Origin of the sequence: Geothrix campi, from assembly GCF_024609265.1 — a bacterium.
Taxonomy (GTDB): domain Bacteria; phylum Acidobacteriota; class Holophagae; order Holophagales; family Holophagaceae; genus Geothrix; species Geothrix campi.
Genome location: NZ_JANHMP010000001.1, coordinates 1,794,876 through 1,806,816, shown reverse-complemented (window position 1 = coordinate 1,806,816; position 11,941 = coordinate 1,794,876). Strand labels below are relative to the sequence as shown.

Below are 11,941 nucleotides of genomic sequence, written 5' to 3'. Positions count from 1 at the left end.
ATAGGAAAGCCTCTTGTGGATTCTATGGAGCTTCTGGGGGTTCAACCCAGGATTGTTCCCGGGACTCAATATCCCTGAGGAGGCAAACATGAGTCGATGGCGTGGAATGATCGCGATGGCCGCCGGGTTCGGTCTGGCCTTCCTGCTGGCTTGCGGAGGCTCCTCCGGTTCCGGCAGCGGATCCATGAACGTCCACCTGGTGGATGGTCCCATCAGCGGCTACCAGGAGGTCAACGTCAACATCCAGACCGTGGAGATCAGCGGCAACGGCGGCTGGATCACCCTCGGCACCCCGAACAAGACCTACAACCTGCTGAGCCTCACGGGCGGCGTGAGCGAGCTGCTGGCCTCCGGGGTCACGCTGCCGGCGGGTCACTACCAGCAGATGCGGCTGGTCCTCGGCGCGGGCAACACCGTGAAGCTGGCGGACGGCAGCGTGCAGCCCCTCACCGTGCCCTCGGGCCTCCAGACGGGCGTCAAGCTGATCGTGAGCTTTGACGTGATGGCGGGCACCACGAAGGATGTGTGGATCGACTTCGATGCGGCCCACTCCATCCAGGTGGTGCAGGCCGGAGCGTCGAGCCAGTACCTCCTGCGGCCCACGATCTGGGCCTACGACAAGATCGTCACGGGCTCCATCTCCGGGAAGCTGACCGATGCCACCACCACGGCGGGGATCTCCGGGGCCGTGGTCTATGCCGAGACCCTGGATGGTTCCGGCAACGCGCGCATCGCCCGCAGCACTGTCACCGACGCGACCGGCGCCTACACCCTGGACCTGCTCTCCGTGGGTGCCACCTACTACGTGGTGAGCCAGCCCGTGGCGGGAGCCACACCCAAGGCCTATGACGCCAAGGCCAGCGACGGCTTCGCCCTCAGTGGCACCACGCCCGTGTTCATCTACAACACGGCCTTCACTGCGGACGCGGCCACCGGTGGCGTGTCAGGCGGCCTGACGCCCGTGGCCATCAGCAGCCAGAGTGATGCGGTGAACCTCCTCCAGACGCTCGCCACTCCCACGTCGGGCAGCCACGCCTTCATCGTCGACAGCACCATGGCCATCGTGGGCACGTCCACGGAAACCTATGGGTTCGCGACTGTGCCGGCCGGGGCCTACAGCGTGCAGGCCGTGCGGACTACCCTGAACGGAGATGGGACCACGACGGTGACCACGTCCACCGTCCAGGCCGCCGCCGTGACGACCGGCGTCACCGTGACTGTCGACCTGGGCCTGTAGCAGCGCCCGGACGCGAAGAAGGGGCGCCTCGCGCCCCTTCTTCGCGTCCGGGGCCCAGGTGGCCTAGGCGTAGAACCCGCGGTACTTCATGGCCTGGGCCACGCGGTCCAGGGCCAGGATGTAGGCGCCGATGCGGGGGTTGGTCTTGTACTTGTCGGTGGTGGCGAAGGTGGCCTGGAAGGCGTGGGTCATGTAGTCCACCAGCCGCTCGTTGACTTCGCGCTCGCGCCAGTAGAAGCCCTGGCGGTTCTGCACCCACTCGAAGTAGCTGACGGTGACGCCGCCCACGTTGGCCAGGATGTCGGGCACCACGAGGACGCCGTGCTCCAGGAGGATGGGGTCCGCCTCGGGCGTGGTGGGACCGTTCGCGCCCTCCACGATGACCTTGGCTCGCACCTGCGCCGCGTTGGCTTCCGTGATCTGGTTCTCCGAAGCCGCGGGTACGAGGATGTCCACCGGATGGGTCAGGAGGGTCGCGGGGTCCAGGGGCTCGGCGCCCTTGAAGCCCACGACGGTGCGGGCCTCGGCCACATGCTTGAGCAAGGCGTGGATGTCCAGGCCGCGATCGTTCTTGATGGCGCCCTGGATGTCGCCGATGGCCACGATGCGGGCTCCGGCCTCATGTAGAAGGCGCGCGGCCTGGCTGCCCACGTTGCCGAAGCCCTGCACCGCCACTGTGGCGCCGGCGAGAGGCTTGCCCAGGCGCTGCATGGCTTCCCGGGCGGTGATGAGGATGCCGCGGCCCGTGGCCTCGGTGCGGCCCAGGCTGCCGCCCAGGCCCAGGGGTTTGCCGGTCACCACGGCATTCTCGGTCTGCCGGACGTGCATGGAGTAGGTGTCCAGCACCCAGGCCATGGTCTGGGCGTCCGTGCCCATGTCGGGGGCGGGCACGTCACGGTCGGGGCCGATGATGTCCATGATCTCGGCGATGTAGCGGCGGGTGAGGCGTTCCTTCTCACCGAGACTCAGGCGGGAGGGGTCGCACACGATGCCGCCCTTGCCGCCGCCGAAGGGCACATCCACCACGGCGCACTTCCAGGTCATCCAGGCGGCGAGAGCCTTCACCTCGTCCAGGGTCACGTTCATGTCGTAGCGGATGCCGCCCTTGGCGGGCCCGCGGGCGATGTTGTGCTGCACCCGGTAGCCCGTGAAGACCTCCCAGTGGCCGCTGTCCATGAGCACGGGCAGGCTCACGATCATGGACCGGCTGGGGGCCATGAACACCTTGAAGAGCGCGTCATCCAGACCGTACAGCTGGGAGGCGACCCGCAGGCGGGCCTGCATGGCTTCAAAGGCGTTGGTCTGATCGGTCGGCATGGAGGTCATCTCCTACGGACGTGCATCGGATGCGGGGTGGGCCTCGGCGGGCAGTTCCAGCTCGCGGCCGGCGCTCCAGAGCCCCTCCAAGTTGTAGTGCCGGCGGGTCTCCTCGTCCATGACGTGGACCACAAGGTTGCCGAAATCGAGCAGCACCCAATTGCCGTTGGTCTCGCCCTCGCGCGAGATGGGGCGTTCGCCGGCCAGCTTGAGGGCATCCTCGATGGCCTCGGCGATGGCGCGGTTCTGGCGGTCGCTGCCCCCGCTCATGAAGGCGAAGGTGTCGGTGAAGCTGGCGATGTCCTTCACGTCCACGAGTCGGATGCGGAAGGCTTTCTTGGACCGGGCGGCGTCGACGACGGTCGCGAGCCGGGAATCAAGGGTCATGCGGGCTCCAGAGCAGGCTAACGATACAGGTTTTCGGCGCGGATGGCAGCCAGAACTTGGGCCGGAATGCCGGCGGGATCCTGGGCAGGATCCGCCGCCAGACGCCGGCGGAGTTCCGTCGAAGCCAGGTCCAGTTCAGTGGGGGGGAGCCACACCAACTCGCCGGGGCCGCCGGACCAGACCGCCGCGGAATGGAGACCCGGCACCACAGGCAGGACGGCTTCCGCGCCCGGACGCAGGGCCACGGCGGCAGAGGCGAGTTGGAAGATCCGCTCGGGCCGTCGCCACCGGGGAAGGCCGGGCAGCTGGTCGCTGCCCATGACGAGGATCCAGGCCGCCTCAGGCTCCCGGGCGGCGAGGGCCTCCAGGGTGTCCACGGTGTAGCTGGTGCCGCCCCGCTCGAGCTCGGCCACTTCCACCCGGCAGCGCGGATCGAAGGCCTTCAGGGCCTCGGCCAGCAGGCGCAGCCGGGCTTCGGTGTCGGGACCACCGGGGTCGGGCTTGTGGGGGCTGACGGCGGAGGGCATGAAGCGCAGCTCATCCAGGTCCAGGTGGTCCAAGGCGAGACGTGCCAGCTTGAGGTGGCCTTCGTGTGGAGGATTGAACGCGCCTCCGAGCAGGCCGACGCGCACTACCAAACCTCGTCCTTGGGGACTGCCACTTTCTGTCCGGCCAGTATTTTCAGGGCATCGTCGACCGCGAACGCCAATTCGCGGAGTCCCTCGCCGGTGACGCCGGAGATGAAGATGGGCTCCTGGCCGCGCTCGGCGCAGAGGCTCACGAAGGCCTCGCGACGGGCGTCGTCCTGCAGGGCGTCGATCTTGGTGGCCACCAGCCAGCGGGGCTTGGCGGCCAGTACGGGGCTGAAGGCCTGCACTTCGCCCTCGATGATGCGGACGGCGTCGGCGGGCTCTTCGATGGGATCCGAGAGGTCCACCAACTGCAGGAGCATGCGGGTGCGCTCCACATGGCGGAGGAACTGGATGCCCAGGCCCGCGCCGCCCGCGGCGCCTTCGATCAGGCCCGGGATGTCCGCGATGACCCAGCTGTCCATGATGTCGCCGCCGAAGCGGTCCAGGCTCACCACGCCGAGCTGAGGTTCCAGGGTGGTGAAGGGGTAGTCGGCGATCTTGGGCCGGGCGGCGCTGAGGCGGCTCACCAGGGTGCTCTTGCCGGCGTTGGGGAAGCCCACCAGGCCTACGTCCGCAATGAGTTTCAGTTCCAGGTCGAGGTTGCGCTCCTCGCCGTCCTCGCCGGGCTGGTGGTGGCGCGGGGTGCGGTTGGTGGAACTCTTGAAGTTCGTGTTGCCCAGGCCGCCGCGGCCGCCCCGGGCCACGCAGACGGATTCGCCGTCGGCCAGCAACTCCGCCAGCACCTCGCCGGTGTCGCCATCCTTCACCACGGTGCCCAGGGGCACCTCCAGCAGCACGTCCAGACCGTCCTTGCCATGACGCATGCAGCCTTCGCCCTGGCGGCCGCGTTCGGCCGTGAAGTCGCGCTTGCTGCGGTAGGGGTTCAGCGTGTTCAAGGCGCGATTGGCCCGAAGGAAGATCGAACCGCCCTTGCCGCCGTCGCCGCCATCCGGCCCGCCCTCAGGGGCGAACTTCTCGCGGCGGAAGCTCATGGCGCCGGAGCCGCCGTGGCCGGCAGCGACACGGAGCTGAACATAGTCAAGGAACACGGTTAATCCTCAGCCCCTGGGCAGGGGAGAATAAGCACAGGCCGGGCTAGGCCCGGCCTGTGCGCGGGGGCTCCGGGGGTGTGCGCGCAGCGCGGAACCCCCGGACAACATCAACCCTCGATGGGATCGATGTGGATGAAGCGGCCGGACTGACCCTTGTCCTGGAAGCGCACCTTGCCGTCGATCTTGGCGAACAGGGTGTGGTCCTTGCCCATGCCGACATTGATGCCGGCCTTGAACTTGGTGCCGCGCTGGCGGACGAGGATGGAACCGCCGGGGACGACTTCCCCGCCGAATTCCTTCACGCCGAGGCGCTGAGAATGGGAATCACGACCGTTGCGGCTGGAACCGACGCCTTTTTTATGAGCCATGGAAGAACCTCTTCAAAATCAGGATTCGTGAATGGAGGGAAGGATGCGAGTGCGGGCTTGGCCCGGGCGAGCATCGGGGGTCCGGGGGTGTGCGCGTAGCGCGGGACCCCCGGAGAGCATCATCCCTTGATCGCCTTGATGCGGACCTCGGTGTAGTTCTGGCGATGACCCTGCGTGCGCTGGTAGGTGGTGGTCTTCTTCTTCTTGAAGATGATGACCTTCTTGGCGCGGTCGTGGGTGATGACCTCGGCCTCGACCGTGGCGCCCTGCACGGTGGGCTGGCCCACCTTCAGGACCCCGTCGTTGTCGATGAGCAGCACCTGATCGAAGGTGACGGCCTGCTTGGGATCCTTCGCCAGCGTCTCCACGCGGAGGATATCGCCCTCGGTGACGCGGTACTGCTTCCCGCCAGTCTTGATGATTGCGAACATGGAAACCTCTTCGATTGGGGCGTGTGGGCGGCAGTCCATCGGACGCGCTTGGGGAGCCCACGGCCAGGGCAAGGCCCATCAGTATGCGGGGAAAGCCCTGTCGGCTCAAGGGAAATTCCTGAAGCGAGGGGGATTGGGCTCCTCCCAGCCGGCGGGGGATGGGATGATCGGGATCCGGAGATTCCCATGGGCCGTGACTTCCAGACCTTCCTGAAGCAGCTCGAGGCCGCGGGCGACCTGAGCCGTGTGTCGCCTGAAGTCGATCCCTATCTGGAGATGGGCGCCATCGCCGACCGGGTGTCCAAGCAGCCCGGGGGCGGGAAGGCCCTGCTTTTCGACCGACCCAAGGGCAAGGCCATGCCCGTAGCCATGAACGCCTTCGGCAGTCTGAGACGCATGGAGATGGCCCTGGGCGTGGACAAGGAGGCCCGGGGCCTGGACACCATTGCCGACCGCATTGAGAAGCTGGTGCAGGAGGCCATGCCGAAGCCCGGCACCGGCTTCTTCGAAAAGCTGGCCAAGCTGCCGGTGCTGGCCGAAGTCGGCAACTGGATGCCGAAGACCGTGCGCAAGGGCATCTGCCAGGAGGTGGTGCTCAAGGGCGACCAGGTGCGGCTGACGGACCTGCCCGTGCTCACCACCTGGCCCGAGGATGGCGGCCCCTTCATCACCCTGGGCCTGAGCCACACCCGCAACAAGCAGACGGGGCACCGGAACACGGGCCTCTACCGTCTGCAGGTCTACGATGACCGCACATTGGGCTTCCACACCCAGCTGCACCACGACGGCGCCCGCAACCGCCACGGCTACGGGCGCGACGAGCGCATGCCCGTGGCTGTGAGCTTCGGGGGCGACCCGGCGCTCACCTATGCCGCCACCGCGCCGTTGCCGCCCTTCCTCAGCGAGGTCATGTTCGCGGGCTTCCTGCGGGGCGAGGGCATCGAGATGGTGCCCTGCGTGACCAACGACCTGGAGGTTCCCGCCGACAGCGAGCTCGTCATCGAGGGGTACGTGAATCCCGGTGAGCTGCGCCGGGAGGGTCCCTTCGGCGACCACACGGGCTACTACTCCCTGGCCGACGACTACCCCGTGCTGCACGTGGAAGCCATCACCATGCGGAAGAATCCCGTCTTCCCCGCCACCATCGTGGGCCGCCCGCCCCAGGAGGATGCCTACCTGGGCTTAGCCACGGAGCGGATCTTCCTGCCCCTCCTTCGCATGGTGCTGCCCGAGATCCGCGACATGCACCTGCCTGCGGCCGGCGCCTTCCACAACCTGGTGATCCTCTCCATGCGCAAGGAGTACCCCGGCCACGCGCAGAAGGTGATTAACGCCATCTGGGGCACGGGCCAGATCATGTTCACCAAGGGCATCGTGGTGGTGGACGAGGACATCGATCCCCACGACCTGAACGAGGTGCTCTTCCGCCTCACCAGCAACGTGGACCCGAAGCGCGACATGCTCTTCACGGAAGGCCCGCTGGACGTGCTGGACCACAGCGCGGACCGCTTCGCCTTCGGCAGCAAGGTGGGCATCGACGCCACCCGCAAGAACCGCCCATGGGACGGCTTCCCCCGCGAGTGGCCGCGGGACCTGGTGTTCCCCGAGGAACTCCTCGACCGCATCGGCAAGCGCTGGAAGGAATACGGACTCTGACCAGGGCCACGTCAGAGTCACCGGAGAGCAAAGCGAAGCCCGGCTGTGCCGGGCTTCGCGCGGGGGTCCGGGGGTATGCGCGCAGCGCAGAACCCCGGAGAGCATTAAAACCGGATGGTCACACCCGCCTGCAGAGCGTCCGCCTGGAAGCCGCTGTCGATGCGGGAATGCACGAACCGCAGTTCGGTGCCCACCGTGGCGTTCCACTGGTAGCCTGCACCGGCCGCCAGACCCAGCTTGGTGGTGTCGGCGGACACCTTCGAGACGGCATCCTTGGTCTCGAAGGACCAGCGCACGATGGCGATGCCACCGGTGAAATAGAGGCCTTCGGGCTTGCCCGCGAGGAAGTAGAGGTAGTCTCCGCCCAGGCTGAGGTTGGAGGCGTTCTGCTTGAGGCTGCCGAAGGTGGCTTCTGGATAGACCGAGTAGTCCAGGCGGGGCCGCAGCATGTGGCCATTGCCCAGGTCGAAGGTGCCATGGACGCCGAGGCCGGGGCCGGGTTTGTTGTCCACGAAATCCTTCAGGTCGCCGAGGGGGATGTTCACGAGACCCTGCACGCCGTAGCGGGGGGCTTCGGCGTAGAGGGACGACGCCGCGGCGGCCAGGATGGCCAGAGTCAGCGGGGACAAGATCTTCATGATTCCTCCCGGAAGGCGCAGGCCCAACATGGGCCCGTCGGATGCCCGGGGCCATGTTCCCACAAAGCGGGGGATCCCACCTCCTATCTGAAGCGCTAAAAGTGGGACTAGAAATAAAGATCTAGTTCGACTTGGATTCGAATATGAGGCGGTTATTTCCAATAAAAAGGCGCCCCTGCGGGCGCCTTTCGGGGGGAAGCGGGAAGCCTACTCGCCGTTCTCGGAGCGGCGCTCCTTGAGGCGCCCGGCCTTGCCGAGCTTCTCGCGCAGGAAGTAGAGCTTGGCGCGGCGGACCTTGCCGTGACGCAGCACTTCCAGCTTGTCGATGGTGGGGCTGTTCAGGGGGAAGATGCGCTCCACGCCCACACCGCTCGCGACCTTGCGGACGGTGAAGGAGGTGCGCATGCCGCCACCCTTGATGCCGATGACGATGCCCTGGAAGAGCTGGATGCGCTCCTTCTCCCCTTCCTTCACCTTGACGTGCACCTTGACGGTGTCGCCGGGCGTGATGCGGGGCAGGTCGGAACGAAGCAGGCTGGCTTCGAGGCGGTCGATGATGTGGCTCATGTGGGCTCCTGGGCCAGCGGTCCCACACCGAGATCGGCGGACATGGCTCGAAAGTCCCCAGACGGGGAGTCCATCAGTCTATCGAAAAGGCCGAAAAAGGGAAGGGGGCGTTCTGTGGACGCCCCCTTCCCGGGATTTGACCGAAGTCTAGAAGCGGAAGGTGGCGCCGACCTGGATCATATCGAGATCGCCTTCCCAGGCGCTGCTCTTCAGGTAGCGGACTTCGGCACCGACGGTCTTGTTGAACTGGTAGCCGACACCGGCGGCCAGGCCCAGCTTGGTGGTGGTTTCGCTGCTCGAGCCCGAGCCGAACCCGGGGATGGAGACATTGGCCTCCATCTTCCACTGCATGGCGGCAGCGCCAGCGGTGAAGTAGAAGCCCTGGGGGTTGCCGTCCACGAAGTACATGTAGTCGGCGCCGAGAGAGATGTTGGACATCTTGAGGCTGGCTGAGGCCCCACCGCCACTCACGGAGTATTCGGGGAACCAGGTGTAGTCCAGGCGGGGACGGAGCATGTGGCCCCCATGGAGGTTGAAGGTTCCGTGAGCGCCGATGTTGAAGCCCAGCTTGCTGTCCACCGCATCCTTGAGATCGCTCTGCGGAACGTTGATGCCTGCCTGGAGCCCGAAGCGGGGGCCTTCCTGGGCACTGAGGGTGGGAGCCACCAGCGCGGCGGCGGCCAGGATGAGTGCGCGGATCGTCATGAAATCTCCTTAAGGCCCATGCGGGGCCGAGGTCCATCAGGCAGGTCCGGGGCCTACCGAGACCGCGGCCGCCCGATGGGGCTATAAATGGTACCTACGCATCTTGTATCCGGAGGTCTAGTCCGGGGACAAGGAATATCGACCTGGATCTACTTCCAGCCCTTCCAGCCCTTGGGTTTGGCCCGCTCGCGGTCCTCGGGATGCTCCACCTGCCACGCGCACCACTGGGCAGGGCGGTCCAGGGCGGGCACACGCTCCCGCAGGTAGGCGCTCCAGAGGTCGGGCCGCAGCCGTTTTGTGCGGGCCATGGCTTCGCGCAGGCGCCAAAGGCGGATGGCACCGTGGTCGCCGCCCTGCAGGACCGTCGGCACGTCCTGGCCCTCGAAAGTGGCGGGCCGGGTGTAGTGGGGGTGGTCCAGCAGGCCTGTGGCGAAGCTGTCCTCCTCGGCGGAGGCCTCGTTGCCCAGCACGCCGGGAAGCCAGCGGCAGACGGCATCGATGAGGAACAAGGCCGGCAGCTCGCCGCCGCTGAGGACGGCCTCACCCACGCTCAGTTCCTCGTCCACATAGCGTTCCACGGCCCGCTGGTCGAGCCCCTCGTAGCGGGTGCACACCAGGATCAGCTGATCGAGGTGGGCCAATTCCAGCACCTTCGCGTGGGTAAGTGGCGGCGCAGCCGGCGTGAAGTGGATGACGCGGCAGGAACCTTCCCGGGGCACCGAGGCCAGGGTGTCCCGCAACACGTCAGGGCGCAGCACCATGCCGGGGCCGCCGCCGAAAGGCGAGTCATCCACATGGCCGAAGGTGTTGCCGGCGAAGGGGCGGAAGCTGTGGGTGTGGAGCCCGTGGCCCAGGTCGCGAAAGGCCCGGCCCGTGATGCCTAGACGGGCGGTCTCGAAATATTCCGGGAAGAGCGTGAGCGTGTCGATTCTCATGACCTGGCCATGGCATGGAAGGCTTTCATGAAGGTCCGGACGATGAGATCGAAGCTGAAGGCGAAGTACAAGGTGTTGGCCAGGGAACCCGCCGCCCCGATCCAGGCCCAGGTGGGACGCTCCTCCAGCAGGGCGGCCCCCAGCAGGCAGAGGGTGGCGGCGGGCAGCTGGTTGCCGAAGGGCAGGGGCACGGGGACGGCCAGCAGGAAGCCGGTCCAGGCGATGCAGGCTCCGATCCAGCGATGGTTGATGGGTCGGCGGAGGGCGCTGCGCCAGCGGAAGCGGTCCAGCTGAGTCTCAAGCTTGGCGAGGGCGTTCTTGATGCGGCCCTTGTGGATGGGCTGGGCCTGCACCCGCTGGGGCACCCAGGGATGGGGGGTGCCCCAGGCCAGCTGGACCCCGAGGGCCATGAGGCCGATGCCGCCCACCGGGGCCAGCCCGATGTTCAGTCCCGGCACCAGGCTGGGCAGGGAAAGCAGCAGCGTCAGCAGGCCGTAGGTCTGCTCTCCGGCCGCATCCAGCAATTCCCCGAGCGTGATCTCACCTTCCGCGTCCAGCAGGGCGTGGAGGGTCTCGAAAAAGGGTTTCGGCGCGGACAGCACCTGTCCAGGATGACGGGAAAAGGGTCTTCAGTCTCCGGACTTCAGAGCTCTTTCGGCTGCCCTCGCCGCTGTCCTTCCCGCACCAGCTGGCCGCAGGCGCCGGCCACGTCCTGGCCCCGGCTGCGGCGGACGCTGACGGGCTGGCCCGCGTCGACGAGCAGGCGGCAGAGGGCGCTGACCCGGGCTTCATCCGGGGGCTCGAAGCCGCTGCCCTCGTGAGGGTTGAAGGGGATCAGGTTCACCTTGGCGGGGAAGTGGCGGGCGAAGGCCGCGAGGCGACGGCCGTCTTCCAGGGTGTCCGTGACGCCTTTCAGCAGCACGTACTCGAGGGTGATGCGCTCGCCGGACTGCAGGGGGAAGGCCGCCAGCGCCCCCGCCAGGGCGTCCAGGTTCCAGACCCGGTTCACGGGCATGATCCGCGAACGGCGGTCGTCCGTGGTGGCGTTGAGGCTCAGCGCGAGCCGCGGCCGCCTGGCGAAGGTTCCCAGGCGCTCGATGCCGCTCACCAGACCCGAAGTGGACACGGTGATGCGCCGGGGGGGGATGGCCAGGCCCTTGGGGTCCGTCAGCACATCGAAGGCGGCCATGAGATGGTCGAGGTTGTGCAGGGGTTCGCCCATGCCCATGAAGACCAGGTTGACCGGGTGGCCTGCGGGGTGGTCGTGGTGGTTCAGCATGGCCACCACCTGGCCCGCGATCTCGGCGGCGGTCAGGTTGCGCACGATGCCCATCTGGCCCGTGGCGCAGAAGGTGCAGCCCATGGCGCAGCCCACCTGGCTCGACAGGCAGAGGGTGACCCGGTCGGCGTAGGGCATGAACACGCCCTCCACCTGCTTCCCGTCGACCAGTTCGAAGACGTGCTTGGTGGAGCCGTCCTCGGAGATCTGGCTCTGCACGATGGAGGGCCAGGCCAGGTCCACCTCGGCCGCCAGGCGGGTCCGCAGGGCCTTGGACAGGCTGGAGAACTGCTCCCAGCGGGTCCAGCGCTGCCGGTAGAGGCCGTCGAAGAGCTGATCCCCTCGCCAGGCGGGTTCGCCCAGGGTGGCCGCCAGCGCCTTCAGGTCCAACGCATCCAGGCCTGCGGCATTGGGGCGCTCGGCGAAACCGGCTTCCGGGGCCGGGAGATCCCAGAGTTGGGGCATCGCCTAATCCATCCGGATCTTGAAGGACTTCATCAGGCGCTTGTCGTCCTCGGAGAAGGGCTGTTCCGGGCCCTCCTGCGGAAGGGCCTGGTCGTGACCCTCGCCGCGGAGCCGGATGGGCGCCGCCTCGAGGATGAGCATGAGTCCGTAGCCCTGCGCCTGGATCTGGAAGGTGAGATCCCGGCAGTGATCATCCTCGGCCAAAGCCTTGACCAGCGAATCGCCCAGTTCGCTCACCAGGTGATGCAGGTTTTCGGGCAGATCCATGAAGC

General features: G+C 67.1%; 15 protein-coding genes. 2 read left to right on the top strand and 13 right to left on the bottom strand.

What is annotated here, in order from left to right:
• Window positions 1–88: 88 nt before the first annotated feature.
• Complete coding sequence (locus NOV65_RS08415; RefSeq protein ID WP_257305778.1) at window positions 89–1,237, top strand: DUF4382 domain-containing protein; 1,149 nt, start codon at window positions 89–91, stop codon at window positions 1,235–1,237.
• 63 nt (window positions 1,238–1,300) lie between these two features.
• Here NOV65_RS08415 and NOV65_RS08410 read toward each other — a convergent pair whose 3' ends face one another.
• The 6 genes from NOV65_RS08410 to rplU all read right to left on the bottom strand — a co-directional run bounded on the left by NOV65_RS08410 (window position 1,301) and on the right by rplU (window position 5,424).
• Entirely contained in the window at window positions 1,301–2,554 is a 1,254-nt protein-coding gene (locus NOV65_RS08410) for a Glu/Leu/Phe/Val family dehydrogenase (protein ID WP_257305776.1), read from the bottom strand.
• A gap of 12 nt (window positions 2,555–2,566) precedes the next feature.
• Window positions 2,567–2,941: a ribosome silencing factor gene (gene rsfS / locus NOV65_RS08405; RefSeq protein ID WP_257305774.1), complete on the bottom strand. Its 375-nt coding sequence runs from the start codon at window positions 2,939–2,941 to the stop codon at window positions 2,567–2,569.
• A gap of 17 nt (window positions 2,942–2,958) precedes the next feature.
• Window positions 2,959–3,573 carry a nicotinate (nicotinamide) nucleotide adenylyltransferase gene (nadD, locus tag NOV65_RS08400; protein ID WP_257305772.1) on the bottom strand — a complete coding sequence of 205 codons (615 nt, stop codon included), beginning with the start codon at window positions 3,571–3,573 and terminating at the stop codon, window positions 2,959–2,961.
• Entirely contained in the window at window positions 3,573–4,622 is a 1,050-nt protein-coding gene (gene obgE, locus NOV65_RS08395) for a GTPase ObgE (protein WP_257305770.1), read from the bottom strand. The genes nadD and obgE overlap by 1 nt, the downstream gene beginning before the upstream one ends.
• A gap of 110 nt (window positions 4,623–4,732) precedes the next feature.
• Entirely contained in the window at window positions 4,733–4,993 is a 261-nt protein-coding gene (gene rpmA, locus NOV65_RS08390; RefSeq protein ID WP_243303256.1) for a 50S ribosomal protein L27, read from the bottom strand.
• A gap of 119 nt (window positions 4,994–5,112) precedes the next feature.
• Window positions 5,113–5,424, bottom strand: coding sequence for a 50S ribosomal protein L21 (rplU, locus tag NOV65_RS08385; protein ID WP_257305766.1), 312 nt, complete (start codon window positions 5,422–5,424; stop codon window positions 5,113–5,115).
• A gap of 186 nt (window positions 5,425–5,610) precedes the next feature.
• Between rplU and NOV65_RS08380 the strand changes: the two genes are divergently transcribed.
• Window positions 5,611–7,080 (top strand): menaquinone biosynthesis decarboxylase, encoded by a 1,470-nt coding sequence (locus tag NOV65_RS08380; RefSeq protein WP_257305763.1) that lies wholly within the window; start codon window positions 5,611–5,613, stop codon window positions 7,078–7,080.
• Between the two features lie 104 nt (window positions 7,081–7,184).
• On the opposite strand, the gene NOV65_RS08375 is transcribed toward NOV65_RS08380, so the two are convergent.
• From NOV65_RS08375 to NOV65_RS08345, 7 genes are all read right to left on the bottom strand, one after another.
• The gene (locus NOV65_RS08375) at window positions 7,185–7,718 is read right to left on the bottom strand and encodes a porin family protein (protein ID WP_257305761.1); all 534 of its coding nucleotides are present in this window, start codon (window positions 7,716–7,718) and stop codon (window positions 7,185–7,187) included.
• Between the two features lie 207 nt (window positions 7,719–7,925).
• On the bottom strand, window positions 7,926–8,285 hold the full coding sequence (gene rplS, locus NOV65_RS08370; protein WP_257305759.1) for a 50S ribosomal protein L19: 360 nt from the start codon (window positions 8,283–8,285) through the stop codon (window positions 7,926–7,928).
• Window positions 8,286–8,432: 147 nt separating this feature from the next.
• On the bottom strand, window positions 8,433–8,990 hold the full coding sequence (locus NOV65_RS08365; RefSeq protein WP_257305757.1) for a porin family protein: 558 nt from the start codon (window positions 8,988–8,990) through the stop codon (window positions 8,433–8,435).
• A gap of 149 nt (window positions 8,991–9,139) precedes the next feature.
• The gene (trmD, locus tag NOV65_RS08360; protein WP_257305755.1) at window positions 9,140–9,925 is read right to left on the bottom strand and encodes a tRNA (guanosine(37)-N1)-methyltransferase TrmD; all 786 of its coding nucleotides are present in this window, start codon (window positions 9,923–9,925) and stop codon (window positions 9,140–9,142) included.
• The gene (locus NOV65_RS08355; protein ID WP_257305753.1) at window positions 9,922–10,527 is read right to left on the bottom strand and encodes an exopolysaccharide biosynthesis protein; all 606 of its coding nucleotides are present in this window, start codon (window positions 10,525–10,527) and stop codon (window positions 9,922–9,924) included. Before NOV65_RS08355 ends, trmD begins: the two co-directional genes overlap by 4 nt.
• 41 nt (window positions 10,528–10,568) lie before the next feature.
• Window positions 10,569–11,669 (bottom strand): dual-specificity RNA methyltransferase RlmN, encoded by a 1,101-nt coding sequence (gene rlmN / locus NOV65_RS08350; protein ID WP_257305751.1) that lies wholly within the window; start codon window positions 11,667–11,669, stop codon window positions 10,569–10,571.
• A gap of 3 nt (window positions 11,670–11,672) precedes the next feature.
• Window positions 11,673–11,936, bottom strand: a complete 264-nt coding sequence (locus NOV65_RS08345; protein ID WP_257305749.1) for a hypothetical protein — start codon at window positions 11,934–11,936, stop codon at window positions 11,673–11,675.
• Window positions 11,937–11,941: the final 5 nt, after the last annotated feature.

Excerpts from the sequence above, each read along its gene's own strand:
- NOV65_RS08415 (WP_257305778.1), top strand. The coding sequence starts at position 89 with ATGAGTCGATGGCGTGGAATGATCGCGATGGCCGCCGGGTTCGGTCTG.
- NOV65_RS08410 (WP_257305776.1), bottom strand. The coding sequence starts at position 2,554 with ATGCCGACCGATCAGACCAACGCCTTTGAAGCCATGCAGGCCCGCCTG.
- rsfS (WP_257305774.1), bottom strand. The coding sequence starts at position 2,941 with ATGACCCTTGATTCCCGGCTCGCGACCGTCGTCGACGCCGCCCGGTCC.
- rpmA (WP_243303256.1), bottom strand. The coding sequence starts at position 4,993 with ATGGCTCATAAAAAAGGCGTCGGTTCCAGCCGCAACGGTCGTGATTCC.
- rplU (WP_257305766.1), bottom strand. The coding sequence starts at position 5,424 with ATGTTCGCAATCATCAAGACTGGCGGGAAGCAGTACCGCGTCACCGAG.
- NOV65_RS08380 (WP_257305763.1), top strand. The coding sequence starts at position 5,611 with ATGGGCCGTGACTTCCAGACCTTCCTGAAGCAGCTCGAGGCCGCGGGC.
- NOV65_RS08375 (WP_257305761.1), bottom strand. The coding sequence starts at position 7,718 with ATGAAGATCTTGTCCCCGCTGACTCTGGCCATCCTGGCCGCCGCGGCG.
- rplS (WP_257305759.1), bottom strand. The coding sequence starts at position 8,285 with ATGAGCCACATCATCGACCGCCTCGAAGCCAGCCTGCTTCGTTCCGAC.
- NOV65_RS08365 (WP_257305757.1), bottom strand. The coding sequence starts at position 8,990 with ATGACGATCCGCGCACTCATCCTGGCCGCCGCCGCGCTGGTGGCTCCC.
- trmD (WP_257305755.1), bottom strand. The coding sequence starts at position 9,925 with ATGAGAATCGACACGCTCACGCTCTTCCCGGAATATTTCGAGACCGCC.
- rlmN (WP_257305751.1), bottom strand. The coding sequence starts at position 11,669 with ATGCCCCAACTCTGGGATCTCCCGGCCCCGGAAGCCGGTTTCGCCGAG.
- NOV65_RS08345 (WP_257305749.1), bottom strand. The coding sequence starts at position 11,936 with ATGGATCTGCCCGAAAACCTGCATCACCTGGTGAGCGAACTGGGCGAT.